A 20,316-nucleotide genomic window follows, 5' to 3' on the forward strand; every position below is an offset into this window, starting at 1 on the left:
GGCTGTCCATGACTCAGGAGCAGGTCGTTTTGATTACGGGTGCCAGCAGTGGCATTGGTGCGGCCTGTGCCGAAGTGTTTGCCGCAGCAGGCGCACGCCTTATTCTGTGGGCGCGGCGGCAGGAGCGCCTAGATACCCTAGCAAAGCGCCTGCCACAGGAGTGCACCGTCTTAACCCAAGCCGTGGATGTGCGCGATCGCCCTCAAGTCTTGGCAGCCCTAGCGTCTCTGCCCCCGGACATGGCCAACATTCAAATTCTGATTAACAATGCTGGCCTCAGCCGCGGCCTTGAACCCTTTGCCGAAGCGCAGATCAGCGACTGGGAGGAAATGATTGACACCAACTTGAAGGGGCTGCTCTACGTGACCCGCGCCATTTTACCCGACATGATTGCTCGACAGCAGGGGCATATTATTAACGTTGGCTCCATTGCCGGGCACCAAGTCTATGCCGGTGGCCATGTCTATTGCGCCACCAAAGCAGGGGTACAGGCGCTGAGCCAAGGGCTGCGGCTGGATCTCCTCGGCACCCCCATTCGTGTCACTGAAATTGACCCCGGGATGGTGGCCACCGAATTTAGTGAGGTTCGCTTCCATGGCGATCGCCAGCGTGCTGCCGCCGTCTATCGCGGCATGACACCCCTAAGTGCCCACGATGTTGCGGAAGTCATCCTTTTTGCAGCAACCCGACCTGCCCACGTCAACCTGAACCAGATTGTCCTGATGCCCGTGGATCAAGCTAGCACCACCATGGTTTACCGGCGCAACTCAGAATAAGGACTCTCGCCTAAGGAAGTAGGCATTGAACCAATAATTTTAACTACCTACAGGACTGCCGTTGTGTCCTAGCCCGTGCTCATTATGCCTTCCACAGCCAAAACCAGCGGTCGTTGCCAACGTTGCTGCTCACTTAACTGTTTAAGCAGTTTAGCCATAGCTACGACGATCGCTATCGGCACACTGGTCAGGAACTCTTTCGCATTGCCGAGCGCCTCTTCGCAGAGTGTCGTGTTGTCCGCTAGACTTAAAAAACAAAGGCTGCGCCCACCCTAGCGGCACTAAGTATGCACTATAGGGTGATTGTGCTTAATCCCTCCCCAGAATGCAAGCAACATAAAATGAAACATACACTGTCGGTACTAGTAGAAGATGAAGCGGGAGTGCTGACCCGCATTGCTGGCCTATTTGCACGGCGCGGCTTCAATATCGAGAGTCTTGCCGTTGGACCTGCAGAGCAGTTGGGGATCTCTCGGATCACGATGGTAGTGCCCGGCGATGATGCCATCATTGAGCAGCTGACTAAGCAGCTTTATAAACTCATTAACGTCCTTAAAGTACAGGACATCACAACTACTCCCTGCGTTGAGCGCGAACTAATGCTGCTCAAAGTCAATGCAACGGCCAGTACTCGCTCGGAAATTTTAGAACTGGTGCAAATTTTCCGTGCCAAGGTGGTGGATGTGGCCGATGAGTCATTGACCATTGAAGTCTCTGGTGACCCCGGTAAGATGGTGGCCATTGTCCAAATGCTCAATAAGTTCGGCATTCGTGAAATTGCCCGCACGGGTAAGATTGCCCTTGTGCGCGAGTCAGGGGTGAATACAGAGTATCTGAAATCGCTGGAGGCACGGGTTTAATTGCGCTGGAGGCAACGGTGGCTAGGGTGGAGCATCGGGGCGATCGCCCTTGGGTTAAGTAGTTGTACAACTGCGGAACCCCCCACCTTAAGTGACAATACGATTCCTTTAGGGGCTGCCTTTGCCCAGACGGGGAATGCGTCCCTCTACGGTCAGGAGTCAGCTCAGGGAGCGCAGGTCGCGGTGGCCTTTTTTAACGCCCAAGGTGAGCTTAAGGATTATACCCTCCGCCTTGTGCTACAGGATACCGGTAGTGATGAAGCAGGGGCAGTCAATGCCTTTCAAACCCTGATCAACCGCGATCGCGTTGTTGGCATTATTGGGCCAACGCTATCTCAGCAAGCCTTTAGTGCGGATCCCATTGCTGAACAGGCAGGGGTACCAGTGGTGGCCGCCTCGAATACCGCGCGGGGGATTCCCCAATTGGGCGCCTTCATTAGCCGTGTTTCCGCTGGGGTTGAAGTGGTTGCACCAACAGCCATTGACGCCGCCTTGGCCATCAATCCGAACATCCGTCGCGTCGCCGTCTTTTTCGCTCAGGATGATGCCTTTAGCCGCTCGGAAACAGACATTTTTCAGCAGGCTATCCGCAGCAAGCCCAACCTTGAATTGATCACCGTTCAACAAACCCAGACGACCGATACTAATTTTCAAGCTCAGATTAACGCCACCCTCAGCCTCAACCCAGACTTGATCGTAATCTCTGGCCTTGCTGCCGATGGGGGAAACCTCATTCGCCAGTTGCGCGAACTGGGCTATCAAGGGGTAATTTTAGGGGGCAATGGTGTCAACACGGTGAATGTCTTTCCTGTCTGTCGCCGCCTCTGCAATGGGGTACTGGTGGCTCAAGCCTACAACCCTGAAAATCCAGCCCCTATGAACCTTAAGTTTCGTGACGCTTTTGAGGCGCAGTATCGCCAACTGCCCTCCCAATTTAGTGCCCAAGCCTTTACCGCTGTGCAGGTCTTTGCGCAATCCCTCAGCAAACTCTCGCAGCAGCAAGAGTTAGGGCAGTTATCCTTGGCAGAGCTACGCCAAGCCTTGAATCAACAGCTCCTGCAAGATACCTATGACACTCCCTTGGGCGAACTGCGCTTTACCCCAGAGGGGGAAGTAGTGCAACGGTACTTTTACGTGGGGCAAATCGAGATGAGTGAGGATGGCCAAACGGGTCAGTTCCGTCTTGTGCGTCAAGTAGAGCGTCAGCCGTGATCAGGCCAAGGATCGGTACGTTAGCGTCATCGGCGGAAAGCACCGCACTGTCCCTTTGGGGCAGTGTTGGGAGTATGTCATGGATTGATAACTTTGATGAAGTTCTAGCAGCTCATTTGCAATCTTAATAGGTTCTTAATTTTCCCCTAACTTTCCCCAAGAATTCCCCAAGTTTTGCGAGGTTTTCCACAGGCTTCCTAGGGGTTTTCCACAGGGGAGAACCGTCTGGCAAGTGTTTAGGCGGTTTCTGGGGATAACTCCTTGGAGTGCCGCTGAGGATGGCGCTGTTTCCGCAAAGCCGCATTCTGCCGTGGATTGCCCGTCTCAGAATAGGCCTAAGAGAGGATTGACAGACTCAGAGCCAACCCAGACAATGGAGTTCCACAGATAGATATTTGCTTGCCAAAAACCTTAACCATCCCGTGCCAAACCCCCTTGATAGCTAGGTTATGGGGATTTGGAGCGGTGCTGCTTGGAATGTTTTCCACAGGTTTCCACAGGGCGAGTAGGATTGGCCTGCAATGATGTTTTGGTTTTACCGAGGTAACTCACTGTATGAACGCTCAAGCCACTATTAGTATTCTGGCCGAGATTCCTGAGGAGCTGCACGAATCGTTGAAACGTTATCTGGAGCGGCATCCTGACTGGGATCAGGATCGGGTGTTTGTTGCCGCGCTGTCCCTCTTTTTGCTGCAAAATGGAGACTGCGATCGCCGTACCGCGCGGGTTTATTTAGACTCGTTATTTAAGCGGTTTTAGGCATTGCAGACCGGTGATTGGTAGGAATCAAGCTAGGTGAGTGAACCTATTGTCGTAGATGTTGCTGTTGTTGGTGCGGGGTTAAGCGGCCTGAGTGTTGCATGGCGGTTGCAACAGGTGGCACCGCAGTACAAGGTTGTGGTGCTGGAGGCCAGCGATCGCCTAGGCGGGAACATCACGACCGAAGCGCGGGACGGCTTTGTGTGGGAATTGGGCCCCAATAGTTTTGCGCCCACCCCTGCCCTGCTGCACCTTATTGCCGAGGTGGGGCTTCAGGATCAACTGCTGCGGGGCGATCGCCGCCTGCCCCGTTACATTTATTGGCGCGGCAAGCTCCACCCTTTAGAGCCTACCCGCCCCCTCGCCCTCGCCACGAGCGGGTTACTTAGCCCTTGGGGAAAACTGCGAGCGGCCTTAGGTGCCTTTGGCTTTGTCCCGCCCTACTTCGGGGATACCGATGAGTCCGTTAGCTCGTTTTTTCAGCGCCACTTAGGGAAAGAGGTAGCCGAGCGATTGGTTGCGCCCTTTGTGTCTGGGGTTTATGCTGGCGATCCACAACAACTGAGTGCAGCGGCGGCCTTTCGGCGCATTGTCCAACTGGAACAGCTCGGCGGCGCTCTCATACCGGGTGCCCTACGGCTACGGCGGCAGCAGCCCCCCAAACCCAAGCCCCCCAAAGGACTTGAGATGCGTCCAGGGGAATTGGGGTCGTTTCAGGCGGGATTAAGTGCCCTCCCGCGGGCGATCGCCCACCACTTAGCAGCACCCATTCACTTACAAACGGCACTGCATCAGCTTACCCCCGAACTCAGCGGTGGCTATACCCTAAGCGCTACCACCCCTGATGGCGAGCACTCATGGCGTGCCCGTAGTGTGGTGCTGGCCMCCCCCGCCTATGTCACCGCAGACCTCCTGCGGCCATGGCAACCTACAATTGCTGCCGGTCTAGAGGGCATTCCCTACCCAGCGGTAGCCTGTGTGGTGTTGGCCTATCCCACGGGGATGGGGGTAATCGCTCGCCCGGGCTTTGGTGTACTGATTCCCCGCACTCAAGGATTACGCACCCTTGGCACAATTTGGTCATCTTGCTTGTTTCCCGAGCGCACGCCGTCTGGCTGGCAAGTGTTTACCAGCTTTATTGGTGGGGCAACGGATCCTGAATTGGCGACGCTTGAACCCGAGGCCATTGTCCAGCAGGTGCAGCAGGATTTAGAGCACATGCTTGCCTTACCCCCAGCCAAAGCCCGCTTATTGGGGATGAAACTGTGGCGGCGAGCCATTCCCCAATACACCCTTGGCTATCCGCAGCAGTGGCAGCAGATCACCCACGCCCTGAAGCACCTGCCCGGCCTATTCCTGTGTAGTAATTACGCGGCTGGCGTTGCCCTAGGCGATCGCGTCGAACATGGGTATAACATCGCTGCTGCGGTGGATGCCTACTTAGGAGGGACGTATGGCTCTGTCTAACTATATGAATGCAGCACTGGATCGAGCTGTCTATCGTATCGACCCCGAAGATGGCTTGATCTACGGTGAAATTCCCGGCTTTGATGGCGTCAGCGCCAAGGGGAAAACCCTCATTGACTGCCGCGAGCACCTGTCGGAATTACTGGAAGATTGGATATATTTCCATGCCTCCCGCGGCATCCCTGTACCAATCATTGATGGGATTGAAATCCCGATTCGGGACGTATTTTAGGGGAGATGGGTAACGGCGGAATGGGTGGCCTCGCTTTTTTCCCTTAAAAAGGTATCGCAGGGGGACCTCACCCCTGTAATATCAGTAAAAGAATACTGAACTGAACCGCCCCGTAAGGGAATGTCCACTTCTACGAGCAAAGGGAATCGTCAGCTATGAGCAGTAAGCCAGACCGTGTGGTTCTCATCGGCGTTGCTGGAGACTCCGGCTGTGGTAAATCAACATTCTTGCGCCGACTGGCCGATCTGTTTGGCGAAGAATTTTTGACTGTGATTTGCCTAGATGATTATCACAGTCTGGATCGCAAGCAGCGAAAAGAAACGGGGATTACGGCTCTTGACCCCCGCGCCAATAATTTTGATTTGATGTACGAGCAGATTAAGGCGCTCAAAAGTGGCGAGTCGATTATGAAGCCCATCTACAACCATGAAACGGGCACCATTGATCCGCCAGAAAGAATTGATCCTAACCATGTCGTTGTGATTGAGGGGTTACACCCCCTTTATGATGAGCGGGTACGCTCCCTGATTGACTTTAGCGTCTATCTCGATATTAGCGATGATGTCAAAATCGCTTGGAAAATCAAACGGGATATGGCGGAGCGGGGGCACACTTACGATGATGTGATTGCCTCCATCAATGCCCGTCGCCCTGACTTTATGGCCTACATTGACCCCCAAAAGCAGTACGCCGATGTGGTGCTACAAATTCTGCCAACGCAGCTAGTGAAAGAAGAAAAAGTAGGGAATATTCTACGGGTGCGGATGTTGCAGCGGGATGGCGTTCCGGGCTTTGATCCGGTTTACCTCTTTGACGAAGGCTCAACTATTTCTTGGGTGCCCTGCGGTCGTAAGCTTACCTGTTCCTACCCCGGCATTCGCCTCAGCTATGGTCCTGACGAATACTATGGTCACTCGGTTTCGGTGCTTGAAGTGGATGGCCGCTTTGAAAAGCTGGATGAGGTGATCTACATCGAAAGCCACCTCAGCAATACATCGACAAAGTACTATGGTGAAATGACAGAGCTACTGCTGAAGCACCGTGACTACCCAGGCTCTGATAATGGCTCTGGCTTGTTCCAAGTGTTGACGGGGTTAAAAATGCGCGCCACTTACGAACGACTGACCTCCCGAACGGTGGCCACGGTAAGTAATCGTTAGCCCATCTGCTGGCGATCGCCCCTTGGGGTCATCACGAGGAGCACCCATGCAATCGCGCCATCGATCCAACTGGTTCATTGTTTTGCTCGTTAGTCTGTGCTGGTTCATGCTTGTTTGTGAGCCAGCCCAGGCGGCAGTTGTGGATGATATGGTACTTGTGCCGCGCTACGCCCTGAGCGCCCTCAGGTTCCATAAGCGTCCGACCGTCGAGCCACTGCGCAGGCTGTGGGACACGGCACTCACGCCCCAATTGGCTACGTGGGGCTGGCAGTGGTCTGATATGGCAACGTGGGTACAGGACGAGGGAGTACTGGTACAGTTGCCCTGTGCAACTCAGTGTGATGCGCCACGGTTGCTATGGATTTGGCACTTGAAGCGACCAGACGCTGCCACTGCCTTCTTGAACCAGTATTGGCAAGATCATGCGTTTGATACCCAGACCTACCAAGGGGTTCCGGTGCAGGTGGGCGAGCGGGTCGCCACAGCAACCTTGGGCGATCGCCTGTTAGTGGCCACTGATCCCGCCGCGATCCTCGCTAGCTTGGGCAGCCGTAGGGCGAAGGATGCCAACCTTGGGGGGGTAGCCTTCTATCAAGAGGCACTGGCGCAATTTAATGATCAAGACAGCCTCCTTTTCTATGCCAACCTGCACCCCTTCACCCCAGAGAACCAGTTTGCCCCAGCCTACGATCGCCTCCTAGTGGGGGTTCGTAGCCACAATAATGAGATTCACCTAGAAATTGCTCTCCATGCCACTGCTGCACCGGCGGTAGCTTCCGTACCATTGTCCTTGGATGACCTGCGCACCCTTGGCGATCGCCCCACATTGGTCTTAGCCGGACGGCAGTTGCCCACCACCTACCGTGACCTGCTGGCCAACCTAGAGACATTCAGTGTGGCCACGACCCCTAAGGGTACCCCTATTGTCCCTGAACTGCTGCGGGATTTCACGCTGGGGGTAGATCTAGAAGAGATAATTTTCCCCTTGGCCACAGATCGCTACACCCTTGCACTGTGGCGGCAACCAGCGGGTTGGCAATGGTGGTGGCAAACCCGCCAAACCCCTGAAACCGCTGCACTATTGAAAAAACTGGATGAGCAAGCGCGCTCCGCTGGCTATGACGTGAATCGCCTAGTGCTGGATAAGCAAGCAGTGACTGCATGGGTCAAGCTTGCCCTTGCTGCCGACACCAGCGAAGGTTTAGCCGCAGAGGTAGCAGCGGTCTATCAGCAAGACAACGACACCCTAACCCTTGCTTCGGCACTCCCCTACCTGATGCCTGCCAAGCAACGGGCACCATGGCTGAACGACGAACTGACCCGCCAACGGCGTGCTATTGTTGGCCTAGCCTATGCCCAATGGTCAGATCTCTACCCTTACCTAGCGGAGCGGGTGCCCCTGTTGGCCTACCTGAATGGTCTAACGGCTGGTTGGCTAGGGCGGCTGCAAAGCATTACATGGGTGAACTATGGTGCTAGCGATCGCCTCCAGCGCAGTGAAATAATTGTTACCACCAATTGATATTAACGAAACGTTAAGTCTGGGGAGGCTAGTTGCTGTAGCCCCTTGCCCCCAGTATTGGTTAAAGTAGGGAGTATTATGTTTGCTGACTGGGGTAATTATGGCATCAGTCCTCGATGTAACCAATCGCGATCGCTCCGTAGAAAGTGAAAGTTTAGCAGCACAAACGTTACGCGATCGCTTGCGGCTAGTTGAAGAGGTCTTGGTGGATGTCCTTGCTGCCGAATCGGGGCAAGAGCTTGTGGATCTGTTGCGGCGCTTGGGTGCCTTGTCATCGCCGGAAGGCCATGCTCTGCATCCACCGGAAGGCGAATTACTCAAAGTGATTGAGTCATTGGAACTGAGCCAATCCATCCGTGCAGCGCGTGCCTTTAACCTTTACTTTCAAATCATCAATATTCTTGAGCAGCATTACGAACAGCAGTACAACCGTGAGCGAGTGCTGCAAGAGGGGTTGCGGCGGCGCAGCGTCATGAGTGAACCCATCTCCGGCGTGAGTGGCGAGGGCTTTCCCTTAGCCCATAATGCGGCCAATGCGACGGATATTCGCAGCGGGCCAAGCGAGCGCCTAGAGCATAGTTTGTACGAAGCTACCCCCGCCACGCAGCAGCACGGCTCCTTTTCGTGGCTGTTTCCTCGCCTGCGCACCCTGAATGTGCCCCCTAAGTATATTCAAAAACTACTGGATCAGCTTGACATTAAGCTTGTTTTTACGGCGCATCCAACGGAAATTGTGCGCCAGACCATCCGTGATAAGCAGCGGCGGGTGGCACGGCTGCTGGAGCAAATGGATACCGTTGAGGGAGCCTCGCCCCACCTCACCGATTGGACGGCTCACACCCTACGCGCCCAACTGATGGAGGAAATCCGCCTGTGGTGGCGCACCGATGAGCTGCACCAGTTCAAGCCGGAAGTGCTTGATGAAGTGGAATATACGCTTCACTATTTCAAAGAGGTGATTTTTGCAGCGATTCCCCAGTTGTATCGCCGCCTCCAGCAATCCCTCAAAGAGAGCTTTCCCTATCTCACTCCCCCCCGCTACAACTTCTGCCGTTTTGGTTCGTGGGTCGGGGGCGATCGCGACGGTAACCCCTCCGTTAAACCGGAAGTCACATGGCAAACCGCTTGCTATCAGCGCAACTTAGTTCTGGAAGAGTACCTAAAATCTGTTGAGCGGCTGATTAACCTGCTTAGCCTGTCACTGCACTGGTGTGATGTACTACCGGACTTGCTAGACTCCCTTGAACAAGATCAACGGCAACTCCCCAGTGTTTACGATCAGTATGCGGTGCGCTATCGCCAAGAACCCTACCGTCTCAAACTCACCTACGTCCTCAAACGGCTGCAAAACACGCGCGATCGCAACCGTAACCTCCAAACCTACTGCATTCGCCGCCCAGATGCCGAGTCCCTCAACAGTGGTCAGTACTATGCCCACGGCCATGAATTTTTAGCAGAGCTAACCCTGATTCAACGCAACCTCAAAGAAACGGGACTGACCTGTCGGGAACTGGACGACCTTATCTGCCAAGTAGAGGTGTTTGGGTTTAATTTGGCAGCCTTAGACATTCGTCAGGAAAGCACGTGCCATGCCGATGCCCTCAACGAAATCACCGCCTACTTAGGTGTGCTGCCCTGTCCCTACAATGAGCTATCGGAAACTGAGCGAACCCGCTGGCTCCTGAGTGAGCTATCTACCCGCCGCCCCCTCATCCCGGGCGAACTCCCCTTTAGCGATCGCACCAATGAAATCATTGAAACCTTTCGTATGGTGCGGCAACTGCAACAGGAATTTGGTACTGATTTGTGCCACACCTACATTATTAGTATGAGCCACGATGTCAGCGATCTGCTAGAGGTGCTGCTCTTTGCTAAGGAAGCAGGGCTGTTTGATCCGGTGACGGGTGCCAGTACGGTACAAGCGATTCCCCTCTTTGAAACCGTAGAGGACTTAAGACGCGCCCCAGCGGTCTTGACGCAGTTGTTTTCCTTGCCCTTCTGCCACAATTATTTGGCCAGCCACACCACCCCCTTCCTACAGGAAGTCATGCTGGGCTATTCCGACAGCAATAAGGATTCGGGCTTTTTAAGTAGTAATTGGGAAATTTATAAAGCACAGCAGCGGTTGCAAAAAATTGCCGAAGCCTTTGGATTTCAACTGCGGATTTTCCACGGACGGGGTGGCTCCGTCGGACGGGGCGGCGGACCTGCCTACGCAGCGATTTTGGCGCAACCCGAACAAACGATTAATGGCCGCATTAAAATTACCGAGCAGGGAGAAGTGCTGGCCTCGAAGTATTCCCTGCCGGAATTGGCGCTCTTTAACCTAGAAACGGTCGCAACAGCGGTTATTCAAGCCAGCTTACTCCGCAGTAGCATTGACGAAATTCAGCCATGGCATGAAATCATGGAGGAGTTGGCCATGCGATCGCGCCAGTGCTATCGCCATCTCATCTACGAGCAGCCAGAGTTCATTGAGTTTTTTAACGAAGTGACCCCGATCCAAGAAATTAGCCAACTGCAAATTAGCTCGCGACCAACTCGCCGAGGGGGCAAAAAAACCCTAGAGAGTCTGCGGGCTATTCCGTGGGTATTTAGCTGGACGCAAACGCGCTTCTTGCTGCCTGCTTGGTATGGGGTTGGCACTGCCCTCAAGGAGTTTTTAGACGAGAAACCTGCTGAGCACCTCTCGTTGCTGCGCTATTTCTACTACAAGTGGCCTTTTTTCCGGATGGTGATCTCGAAGGTGGAGATGACCCTTGCCAAAGTCGATCTAGAAATTGGCCGCTACTACGTCCAAGAACTGAGTGCCCCCCAAAATCGCCAGTCGTTCTTCCGCCTTTACGATCAAATTGCTGAGGAGTACCGACTCACTAGTGAACTGATTTTGACAATTACTGGGCACGAGCGATTACTAGATGGCGACCCAGCCTTGCAGCGCTCTGTGCAGTTACGCAATCGCACCATTGTGCCGTTGGGGTTCTTGCAGGTGTCGTTACTAAAACGCCTGCGCCAGCACAACAGCCAAACCACCTCCGGGGCAATTTTGCGCTCCCGCTACGGTCGGGGGGAACTGCTGCGGGGGGCATTGCTGACCATCAATGGTGTGGCCGCTGGGATGCGCAATACCGGCTAAGCCCCTGCCAAGCAATACAGGTAGCCATCGCGAGCAGCAATATACACCTTGCCCTCCCACACAATGGGAGTGGCCTCAAAGGAGATGTGGCGACCAAACACTGCTAGTTGCTCTAATTCCAACTGAAACGGCTCTCCGTGATCGTTGAGAAGGCTAGTGGAGGTGGCCGCAGACTGGGGACGGAAATGCAACTGAAAGAGGTAAATCCCCCCATAGCCTGCTGCAATCAGGCGATCGCCCTCGGTGAAAATAGGGGTTGAAATGGACGGTACCAGTTTATGGCGGATGGGKACCAATGGGGTGGGGTACTGAGCCTCTAGGCGCGAGCCAGCCACGGTTTTGTTAGCGACTATCTGAGTTTGGGAACCAATGTACAGATAGCCATCCAACGCCAAGGTAGCAAACAGGCGGGGGCGATCGCCTCCTGGATTATAGGCATCATTGAGTGCCACCGAGCCAATGATGCCCCCCAACCACGACGCAACGCGAGCATTCGCGGTCGGTAAAAACCACACCACAGGCTGCGGTTGATGGGGACGCAGTTTAAGCACACCACCAAAACCAGCATTATATTCCTTTTCTACAGTGCAGTAGAGGTTTCCCTGCCGATCAATGACGGGGGAGCCATCCATGTCGGTGCCGACGAAATACTCCCAATCAATTTGCCGCGTCTTTAGGTCAATGCCATAGACGCGACCCGACCCAGCGGTCACGTAAACGTGATCCTGCCAGCGGGCTGCTGAGGACTCGGTGACTAAGTTTCCCCCTTGGCGAGCCACATCGTCGCGCTGGTACAGTTGCACCTGAGCCAGAATGGTGGGCTGGGTTAGCCCCTGCACCTGCCGCGTTGCCGCCACCCGTCCATCCAGAACATAGCCCATACCATTCTCAGCAGCGGTAAACACCGCGTGGCGATCCCCCAAATAAAGAGGGGTACCATCGTGATCGCGGCTGTAACTAGCGGTGAGGGGAATATTCATCTGCCACAGGGACTTGCCCGTCCGAAAGGAAATCGCCCGCAGACTCGGTACAACCGGACTGGTGGGGCTGCGGTGAACCCCCAACCGACTGCCCTGCAAAATCACAATTTGATCCTCCGGGGGGGCGGTGGGGTCACGATAGAGGGTGGCGGTGGCCTTAAGAATATCCTCAAAGCGGTAACTCCAGATGACGCTGAAATCTGGTAGGCGAATTTTCCGTAATTCATGGTTAAAGGCGCCAATAATCAGGTACAGCACCTCGCGATCGCGCACCAGGGTGGGCTGTCCAGTCCAGCCTGCGCCACTCCAACGGTGCGACCCCTGAAAATTAGTCACCCCTGTCCCTAGCAAAAAGCGGTGTTGCAGTGTTAAGCCCGTCGGCACCCCTTGGCCATAGTAACAGCGTTGATCATTCCCAAGAAACGTCGAAATCAGGAGTTCCGTTTCCGATTTGGCAGGCATCATCAGAGTCGTAAGCTCGCTGTTGTCAGGGACAACAGCCTGGGCATCACTCCACTGCCGCAGCGTCAAGCTAGCTGCCAGTCCGGTGCCACCCCAGAGGAGAAAACGGTTGATTTGCCGTCGTTTCACTGTTGACCTAGGTTGAATGAGGGGTTGGAGCAAATATGACAAAATTACTGGTATCGAAGTGATTCTAGTCAATTTTTGTATGCTTTTGCAGCGGCGCCAGTTTATACACGGTCTCATCACCGGGGTCACTCTGACCCAGTGTCGGCCCGTGCCCCTTGCCGCAACCCAACAAAATACCTGGGATGTCGTTATCGTTGGCGCTGGGATTGCTGGCTTGGCTGCAGCACAGCGATTACAAGCCGCAGGGCAGCAGGTCTGCATTCTGGAAGCGCGCGATCGCCTCGGTGGCCGCATTTGGACGGTGTCTGACTTCACAGTTCCCGTCGATTTAGGGGCAAGCTGGATTCATGGAATCCAGGGAAACCCCATTCAGCGCCTTGCAGTGGCCGCAAGACTACCCACCCAAGTAACGGACTACAACAATCTCATCCTCTACAACACTGACGGTCGTTCTCTGTCGGCAGCCGCTACAGAGCATCTTTATGATCAAGGCGATCGCCTCCTTGAGCAGGTGATGGCACAGCCAAGTGGTTCTAGAGATTCACTGCAGGCGATTATTACGCAAGTACACCCCCAAGCCCTGCCCCCCAGCCTTCATTTTTACCTGAATACCACCATTGAGCACGAACGCGCTGCCGATGTACAGGAGCTATCCCATCAGCACCTCGACAGTGATGAAACCTTCGACGGTGAGGATGTGCTGTTTCCCCAAGGGTACGATGGTATCGTTCGGTATTTAAGCCAATCTCCTGCCCCATTAACGGTGTATCGTAACCAACTGGTGCAGCGTATTGACTATAGCAACCCTAAGGTTATCACCCTAGAAACGAACCAACAGGTGTACTGTGCCCGCGCCGTCATCGTAACGGTTCCGTTGGGAGTCCTCAAACGCGGTCGGATTGTCTTTGAGCCAGCCTTACCTCGGATAACCCAGCAGGCTATTGACCACCTTGGTATGGGAATCCTCAACAAAGTTGTGTTGGAATTTCCAACGGTTTTTTGGGAAGACGTAGAAATTCTAAACTACATTTCTGCCAGCAAAGGGGAGTGGTGCGAATGGCTCAACCTGCACGCCTACACAGGGCAACCGTTACTGGTGGCTTTTAACGCTGCCACCGTTGGCCGTCGTCTTGAAACGTGGTCAGATACTCAGGTGATCACTGCGGCCATGGCTACGCTGCGGCGGTTATACGGTACGAAGATTCCTGACCCCACAAAATTTGCTATTACCCGCTGGGGGCAAGATCCGTTTAGCTACGGTGCCTACTCGTTTATTCCTCCCTTAGCCAGCCCCCAAGACTACCGCACCCTTGCCCAACCCATTGAGGGGCGGCTATTGTTTGCTGGCGAAGCCACCCACGATCGCTATCCGGCCACAGTGCATGGCGCCTATTTGAGTGGCGATCGCGCTGCTAGGGAATGGCTGTCAGCAGCCTAGCGCCTTGCAAACACAAAAGATTACCCTGCGTCGTCGCTGTTCGACGGTGCAATTGAGCGAACTTAGCCAACGGCTACCGTAGGTTGAGGCACAGCAAATTTAGCCATAATAGTCTCTGCCATCTGGGGCGGCGTTAGGCCAAGATCCGCTTTAGACTCATCTGGTGTGGCGTGCTCCACCAAAATATCTCGAACGCCTAAACGCAGCACAGGTACAAGAACGTCTGCGTCCTGCAATGCTTCTAAAACCGCTGAACCAAATCCTCCCATCAGGCAACCTTCTTCGAGGGTAACCACTCGACCTGTTTGTTTGGCTAAAGGAATAATTAACTCTGTGTCGAGCGGTTTGGCAAAGCGTGCATTGATTACCGCGGCACGCATACCATGTTCTTTGAGGATTTCCGCGACCTGCAGGGCTGGATAGACCATGGAACCGTAGGCAACCAGCACCAGATCCTCCCCTTGGCGCAGGAGTTCCCCTTTGCCGATGGGCAACGGCTCCCAGCCTTCCTCCATCAGGGCAACACCGTGGCCATTTCCCCGCGGATAACGCAGGGCAATGGGGCCGGCGGTGTAATTAATGCCGGTCACCAGCATTTGTTGGAGTTCAGCTTCATCTTTGGGAGCCATTAGCACCATATTGGGCAGGCAGCGGAGGTAGGCAATGTCGTACATTCCTTGGTGAGTTGGCCCATCAGCCCCCACAATACCGGCGCGATCCATGCAGAAAAAGACCGGCAGGCTCTGGATGCAGACATCGTGAACAATTTGGTCGTAGGCACGTTGTAAAAATGTGGAGTAAATTGCGGCTACAGGGCGCATTCCTTGGGTGGCGAGGCCAGCAGCCATTGTGACCGCGTGCTGCTCAGCAATGCCAACGTCAATGTATTGTTTCGGCAGCCGCTTTTGCAAAATATCTAGACCGGTGCCTGTGGCCATGGCAGCAGTAATACCAATAATGCGCGGGTCATTTTCGGCCAATTTAGTGAGGGTTTCACCAAAAACCTTCGAGTAGCTGGGGGGCTTGGGCTTGCTGGAGGGTTTGGCTTTGCCGGTCACCAAATCAAAGGGGTTTTGGGCATGGTAGCCCACTTGATCGTTTTCGGCGATCGCATAGCCTTTGCCTTTAATCGTTGCCACATGAACCAAGACCGGCCCGCTAATGGTGTGGGCGTGCTGGAAGGTGGCAATCAACTCTTCGAGGTTATGGCCATCCACTGGCCCGACGTAGGTAAAGCCCAGTTCTTCAAACACCGCTCCAACCTTGGGTACGGCTAACCGTTTCATACCTTCCTTAATGCGGTGCATTTCCGGGGTGAGGTTTTCACCAAGAAAGGGAATGTGCTTAAACTGTTCCTCAAGGTTATCGGCAATGAATTGGACTTGGGGGGACAGGCGAATCTTGTTTAAGTAGCGGGGAATGGCCCCCACGTTGGGAGAAATCGACATTTCGTTGTCGTTAAGAACCACCATGAGGTTGGTGTCTGGCAGGTGCCCGGCATGGTTAATGGCTTCTAGCGCCATGCCACCCGTCAAAGCCCCATCGCCAATGATGGCCACCACCTTAAAGTGCTCTCCCTTAAGGTCTCGGGCGATCGCCATCCCCAATGCTGCTGAGATACTCGTCGAGGCATGGCCGGCGCCAAAATGGTCAAAGGGACTCTCCCGTAGATTTAAGTAGCCCGCAATCCCACCCTTTTGGCGCAGCGTATGAAAGTTGTTATAGCGACCCGTCAACATTTTGTGGGGATAGGCTTGGTGGCCAACATCCCAAATCACCCGATCTTGCTCTAGATCAAGGGTTTGGTACAGAGCTAGGGTCAACTCCACCACACCCAAGCCCGGCCCCAGATGCCCTCCCGTTGCCGCCACCGTTTCCAGATGCTTATCGCGGATCTGTGCTGCAATTTGACTCAACTGAGCAATGGATAACCCGTGCAACTGGTTAGGATGGGTGAGTTCACTCAAATGCATAGAAACCCGGCCTCGTTGAAATATCGACTTGGATAGTTTGCCGCTGAAGGGGGAACGACCTTCTGACTGATTCTAGCAAAGTCCTCCGACCCCCTTCTCCTATTGTGTCCCTAAGCGAGGTGAAAATCCGCAATAATCGCGAAATAGCTCATCATAAACCCCTAGGGCGGCCTCGTAAACTTGGCTGAGGTGTTGAATTTGAGCGGTGGTGCCATCGGTATAGTTCTGCGCCAACCACGTCGCCCAGTCGTAAAAGCGCTTGCTGGACCACTGCTGCCAACGGTTAGCTAAAATCCCCCGCGCTAAATCTGTTCCTAGGCGCTTGGGGTACTGATGCTGCACAACCAAGGCTTGCAGGTCTGCTATAAATCGCTGGGTCATGGCATCCAGCAGTGTTAAGGGCACAGCAGCGCACTGGCAGGCTCGCTCAAAGGCTTGACTAACTGCGAGAGAGTCACTGTTGACGTGCTCTTCCACAAGACGGCCACGACTATCCCAGCGGCGAGTCACAGTACAGAGCGGCACCTTGGTTAAGTTGTAGCCTTGGCACGCTAAATAGACTCGAAACTGGCGTTCTAGGCGCTCCACGTGCTCCACGCTAAGGTGAATACCCAACTCAATCAGGAGTTGGGCAAAGGTACGATGGTGGCTTTCCGGGTCAGCCGTCATGAGGGATAGTTGGGACATTGATGCACACCTTCACAGAGCTTCAAGAGAGTATCCTGCGGATGTGCACAGCTATACACCCTCCTCGTGCTGAACCTAGTTGTAGCTAGTTGTGGCTAATTCTGGCATCCCTGCCTTGCAGCGCATCTGCCATGCGGCACACCGGTACGATGGCGGCAACATCGTGAACCCGCACCATTTCGACTCCTTGGGCAATGGCATGGCAGCACACCGCCGCTGTTCCCCAGACCCGTGCTTTGGGGTCGGGTTGGTTAAGAATATCGCCGATGAAGCGTTTACGCGATGGGCCTATGAGCAGCGGGTAGCCAAGGGACTTGAACCGGGAGAGTTCTTTCAGCAGCAGCAGATTTTGTGGTGTGGTTTTGGCAAAACCAATCCCCGGATCGATCATGATCTGTGAGGGATCGATACCGTGGGCGATCGCTGTGTGGGTTTGCTCCTGAAAATAGGTCAGCAAATCTGCAATCAGGTCATCATAGTTTGTCAACTGTTGCATGGTGGCTGGGGTMCCCCGCCGATGCATGAGAATATAGGGCACCCCCAATTGGGCAACGGTGGCAAACATCGCCGCATCTGCTTGGCCGCCGGATACATCGTTGACAATATTGGCTCCCGCAGCAACCGCTGCACGGGCAACGTCGGCGCGGGTCGTATCAATGGAGATAGGAATCGTTGACTGCTGACGAATTCCCTCAATGACCGGTAGTACCCGTGCCAATTCCGCACTGAGGGGAATAGCGCTAGCGCCCGGGCGGGTGGACTCACCCCCCACATCAATGACATCAGCCCCGGCTGCCGCCATGTCTAAGGCATGGGCAATGGCACTGGCGGGGKTAAAAAAATCACCGCCATCACTAAAACTATCCGGGGTGATATTCAAAATCCCCATCACATAGGTGCGTTGTCCCCAAATGAGGGCGCGATCGCCCACGTACCAGCCGGTCACGATGCTGTATCCCCTTGGTGCCGTGCATGCAATTTTAACAAGATCTCTTGGTGAACTGATTGCGTAATGGGGTAAAAATAGGCTAGCACTATCCCCCCTATCAGGCACAAGGTCGGCACAGGGCCAATGGCAAGCCGAATGGCCAGCAAGGCAGAGTCAGGCTGAACCGGCGGGGGCTGCCCTGCCACCGAAGAAATATAGCCGGCCCACTCCAAGGCTTGACCCACCACAAACAGCCCCAAGGCCAGACCAATTTTTTGCAGTAACACCATGAAGGCATAGAACACCCCTTCGCGGCGCTGACCACTATTGAGTTCATCCAAATCAATCACATCAGGAATCATCGACCATGGCACTAAATAGGCAGTAGAAACCCCAAACCCCGCCAAGATCGCAAAGGCATAAAGCAGCAGGGACTGTCCGGGTTGTAGGAGAAATAGTCCTGCTTGGGCAATGATCCATAGTGTCATCCCCATGTAATAGACCGCCTTTTTGCCCACGCGACGGCTCACCGCACTCCAGACAAAAAGCATCACCATAGCTGTAGCCTGCACCACAAGGGCAACTTGGGTGTAGTCTGCTGGAGTGAGCTTCAGCCAATCCCCAACAAAAAAGGGAATTAATGATGCGGTGATCTGAACGGCCAACCATGAGCACAGATAAATACCCATCACAAATAAAAAGGGGCGATTACTAAAGACAAGGCGCAATTGTGCCGTTAAGGGCAAGGTTGATCCGGCCTGAGTCGGGGTCGTTTTGTTGAACTGCTGTACTCGCGCTCGGGTTCCCCACACGCACCAGTAGATCGGCAACACCGATAGAACAGCCGCAATTCCGCCGAGTAGCAAGTATTGAGTTTGTTGATTTTCCACCGCTTGAAAGATTACTTGAGCCAAAATCAGCGAACCAATGCTGCCGCCAATGGAAAAGGCAAAGCGGAAACTATTGAGACTTGTACGCTCGTTGTAGTCTGTGGTGAGTTCGGGGGTGAGGGCGGTATAGGGGAGGTTCACCGCTGTATAGACAGTATTGAACAGGATCCCCATCAGGACGTAGTAGCCAAAGAGCACCCACTGATGGTCACTGGGCACCCACCAGTTCAAGAAGAAGATAATGCCAAACGGAATGGCGCTATAGACCATCCAGGCATGACGGCGACCCCATTTGGCCGATTGGGTGCGATCGCTGAGGAAGCCGATAATTGGGTCATTCACAGCATCCCAAATTTTGCCAATCATCAAGACACTGCCTGCTAAGCCTGCACTTAACCCCGCCACATTGGTGAGAAAGACCATCAAAAAAAACACTTGCAAGTTGGCGGTAATGGCAGCTCCCAGATCGCCTGCCCCAAAGGCCAGCTTCGTTGCCAACGACAGGGGTGGACGAGATGAGGCCATCGGTGATGTCATGCAGGCTCCTCACGATCAGGGCGGTCAATGGCTCAGGACAACATTGGATCGCACTGTGGGCAATACAGACTCATAGTACCGCTGTAATTGCTGTGTTGCCGCGGCCCAACTCCAACGCTCTGCTTCGCGGCGGGCATTTTGGCGCAGATGTTCGCGAGCCGTAGCCGAGGCAAAGAGGCGCTCGCAGGCACTAATGGCGCCCTCGGGATCCGCTGGATCAAACAAAAAGCCGTTCTCGCCGTCGCTGACAATATCAGGAATGCCACCACTGTTAGCGGCCACCACTGGGCAACCCGCCGCCATTGCTTCTAGCAACACCAAGCCCAAGGTTTCGGTACGGGAGGGAAAGACAAACACATCTGCCGAGGCAAAGGCTGAGGCAAGGCGCTCTCCCTTGAGGTAGCCAACAAAATGCACAGGGGTATCGGCAAAGTGTTTCTCTAGGGCTTCGCGGTGGGGGCCATTGCCAACAAGAGCTAGGCGTGCCCGCGGAATACGCTGCAAAATCGGCTTAATCTGTTCAATGTCCTTTTCGGCTGAGAGGCGACCCACGTAAAGAAGGAGGGGATCATCGGGATGGCCTTGACTGAGGAATTCGCGCATTTTGCGACTGCGATGCTGGGGCTGGAAGAGTTCGACATCTACCCCTCGCTGCCACAGATCAAGATGGCGAATCCCGTGGGCGCGTAGTTCTGCCACCATTGCCGAGGAGGTGCAGAGGTTGAGTTGGGCGCAGTTATGGCCGAGGCGCAGCAGTGACCATAACACCCCCTCTAAAAATCCTAAGCGATAGTACTTCAGATATTGGGGCAGATGGGTGTGGTAGGAGGCGACAAGCGGCAGGTGTAGCTTTTTGGCATAGTACAGCCCTGCCACCCCAAGTACCGCCGGATTCACGACATGGATTAAATCAGGTTGAAATTGTTGCAGTACCTTGCCAATGGCGGGACGCGGTAGTGCTAATTTGAGTTCTGGGTACAATGGGAGAGGAAACCCAGAAACGCCGTAAATCTGCGCCCCTTCGTAGTTGTCAAGGCCACCTGCGGGAGCTACCACCAGTACCTGATGACCATTCCGTTGAAGATGACGTACAGTTTGACAAAGCCGGGTGACAATGCCGTCCACTTTGGGCAGGAATGTTTCAGTAAATAGCGCAATCCGCATGATG

The 20,316-nt window shown here is 54.3% G+C and carries 17 protein-coding genes; 11 read left to right on the forward strand and 6 right to left on the reverse strand.

Translation table 11 applies throughout. From position 1 onward, the window contains the following. Positions 1-8: 8 nt before the first annotated feature. The 10 genes from L5220_RS11840 to ppc all read left to right on the forward strand — a co-directional run bounded on the left by L5220_RS11840 (position 9) and on the right by ppc (position 11,124). Entirely contained in the window at positions 9-776 is a 768-nt protein-coding gene (locus L5220_RS11840; RefSeq protein ID WP_499573783.1) for an SDR family NAD(P)-dependent oxidoreductase, read from the forward strand. A gap of 137 nt (positions 777-913) precedes the next feature. Further along, complete coding sequence (locus L5220_RS11845) at positions 914-1,021, forward strand: hypothetical protein (protein WP_499573828.1); 108 nt, start codon at positions 914-916, stop codon at positions 1,019-1,021. 96 nt (positions 1,022-1,117) lie between these two features. Beyond that, positions 1,118-1,636 (forward strand): acetolactate synthase small subunit, encoded by a 519-nt coding sequence (gene ilvN, locus L5220_RS11850; RefSeq protein ID WP_099799812.1) that lies wholly within the window; start codon positions 1,118-1,120, stop codon positions 1,634-1,636. After that, positions 1,637-2,848 carry an ABC transporter substrate-binding protein gene (locus L5220_RS11855; RefSeq protein WP_499573785.1) on the forward strand — a complete coding sequence of 404 codons (1,212 nt, stop codon included), beginning with the start codon at positions 1,637-1,639 and terminating at the stop codon, positions 2,846-2,848. It begins immediately after the preceding gene. Positions 2,849-3,403: 555 nt separating this feature from the next. Continuing rightward, positions 3,404-3,607 carry a DUF2811 domain-containing protein gene (locus L5220_RS11860; RefSeq protein WP_499573787.1) on the forward strand — a complete coding sequence of 68 codons (204 nt, stop codon included), beginning with the start codon at positions 3,404-3,406 and terminating at the stop codon, positions 3,605-3,607. 36 nt (positions 3,608-3,643) lie between these two features. Then, positions 3,644-5,074 (forward strand): protoporphyrinogen oxidase, encoded by a 1,431-nt coding sequence (gene hemG / locus L5220_RS11865; protein ID WP_499573789.1) that lies wholly within the window; start codon positions 3,644-3,646, stop codon positions 5,072-5,074. Continuing rightward, positions 5,061-5,306 carry a type II toxin-antitoxin system HicB family antitoxin gene (locus tag L5220_RS11870; RefSeq protein WP_448527860.1) on the forward strand — a complete coding sequence of 82 codons (246 nt, stop codon included), beginning with the start codon at positions 5,061-5,063 and terminating at the stop codon, positions 5,304-5,306. The genes hemG and L5220_RS11870 overlap by 14 nt, the downstream gene beginning before the upstream one ends. Positions 5,307-5,461: 155 nt before the next feature. Next, positions 5,462-6,466, forward strand: coding sequence for a phosphoribulokinase (locus L5220_RS11875; RefSeq protein WP_448515353.1), 1,005 nt, complete (start codon positions 5,462-5,464; stop codon positions 6,464-6,466). Between the two features lie 46 nt (positions 6,467-6,512). Then, positions 6,513-7,988: a DUF3352 domain-containing protein gene (locus L5220_RS11880; RefSeq protein WP_499573792.1), complete on the forward strand. Its 1,476-nt coding sequence runs from the start codon at positions 6,513-6,515 to the stop codon at positions 7,986-7,988. A gap of 100 nt (positions 7,989-8,088) precedes the next feature. Beyond that, positions 8,089-11,124 (forward strand): phosphoenolpyruvate carboxylase, encoded by a 3,036-nt coding sequence (ppc, locus tag L5220_RS11885; protein WP_448527858.1) that lies wholly within the window; start codon positions 8,089-8,091, stop codon positions 11,122-11,124. Here ppc and L5220_RS11890 read toward each other — a convergent pair. Next, positions 11,121-12,695, reverse strand: coding sequence for a PQQ-binding-like beta-propeller repeat protein (locus tag L5220_RS11890; RefSeq protein ID WP_499573795.1), 1,575 nt, complete (start codon positions 12,693-12,695; stop codon positions 11,121-11,123). The genes ppc and L5220_RS11890 overlap by 4 nt on opposite strands. A gap of 79 nt (positions 12,696-12,774) precedes the next feature. Here L5220_RS11890 and L5220_RS11895 point away from each other — a divergent pair, with 79 nt between their 5' ends. Beyond that, the gene (locus L5220_RS11895) at positions 12,775-14,133 is read left to right on the forward strand and encodes a flavin monoamine oxidase family protein (RefSeq protein WP_499573798.1); all 1,359 of its coding nucleotides are present in this window, start codon (positions 12,775-12,777) and stop codon (positions 14,131-14,133) included. Between the two features lie 62 nt (positions 14,134-14,195). On the opposite strand, the gene dxs is transcribed toward L5220_RS11895, so the two are convergent. The 5 genes from dxs to L5220_RS11920 form a co-directional block, all read right to left on the reverse strand. Continuing rightward, the gene (gene dxs, locus L5220_RS11900; RefSeq protein WP_499573800.1) at positions 14,196-16,106 is read right to left on the reverse strand and encodes a 1-deoxy-D-xylulose-5-phosphate synthase; all 1,911 of its coding nucleotides are present in this window, start codon (positions 16,104-16,106) and stop codon (positions 14,196-14,198) included. 99 nt (positions 16,107-16,205) lie between these two features. Continuing rightward, complete coding sequence (locus L5220_RS11905; protein WP_448514188.1) at positions 16,206-16,793, reverse strand: hypothetical protein; 588 nt, start codon at positions 16,791-16,793, stop codon at positions 16,206-16,208. 85 nt (positions 16,794-16,878) lie between these two features. Further along, positions 16,879-17,682: a dihydropteroate synthase gene (gene folP / locus L5220_RS11910; RefSeq protein WP_499573831.1), complete on the reverse strand. Its 804-nt coding sequence runs from the start codon at positions 17,680-17,682 to the stop codon at positions 16,879-16,881. 53 nt (positions 17,683-17,735) lie between these two features. Beyond that, positions 17,736-19,148 carry an MFS transporter gene (locus L5220_RS11915; protein ID WP_499573803.1) on the reverse strand — a complete coding sequence of 471 codons (1,413 nt, stop codon included), beginning with the start codon at positions 19,146-19,148 and terminating at the stop codon, positions 17,736-17,738. 24 nt (positions 19,149-19,172) lie between these two features. Further along, positions 19,173-20,312, reverse strand: a complete 1,140-nt coding sequence (locus L5220_RS11920; RefSeq protein WP_099798253.1) for a glycosyltransferase family 4 protein — start codon at positions 20,310-20,312, stop codon at positions 19,173-19,175. Positions 20,313-20,316 lie beyond the last annotated feature (4 nt).

The sequence above is a fragment of the Synechococcus sp. PCC 6716 genome, from assembly GCF_022570815.1.
GTDB classification, from domain to species: domain Bacteria; phylum Cyanobacteriota; class Cyanobacteriia; order Thermosynechococcales; family Thermosynechococcaceae; genus Thermosynechococcus; species Thermosynechococcus lividus.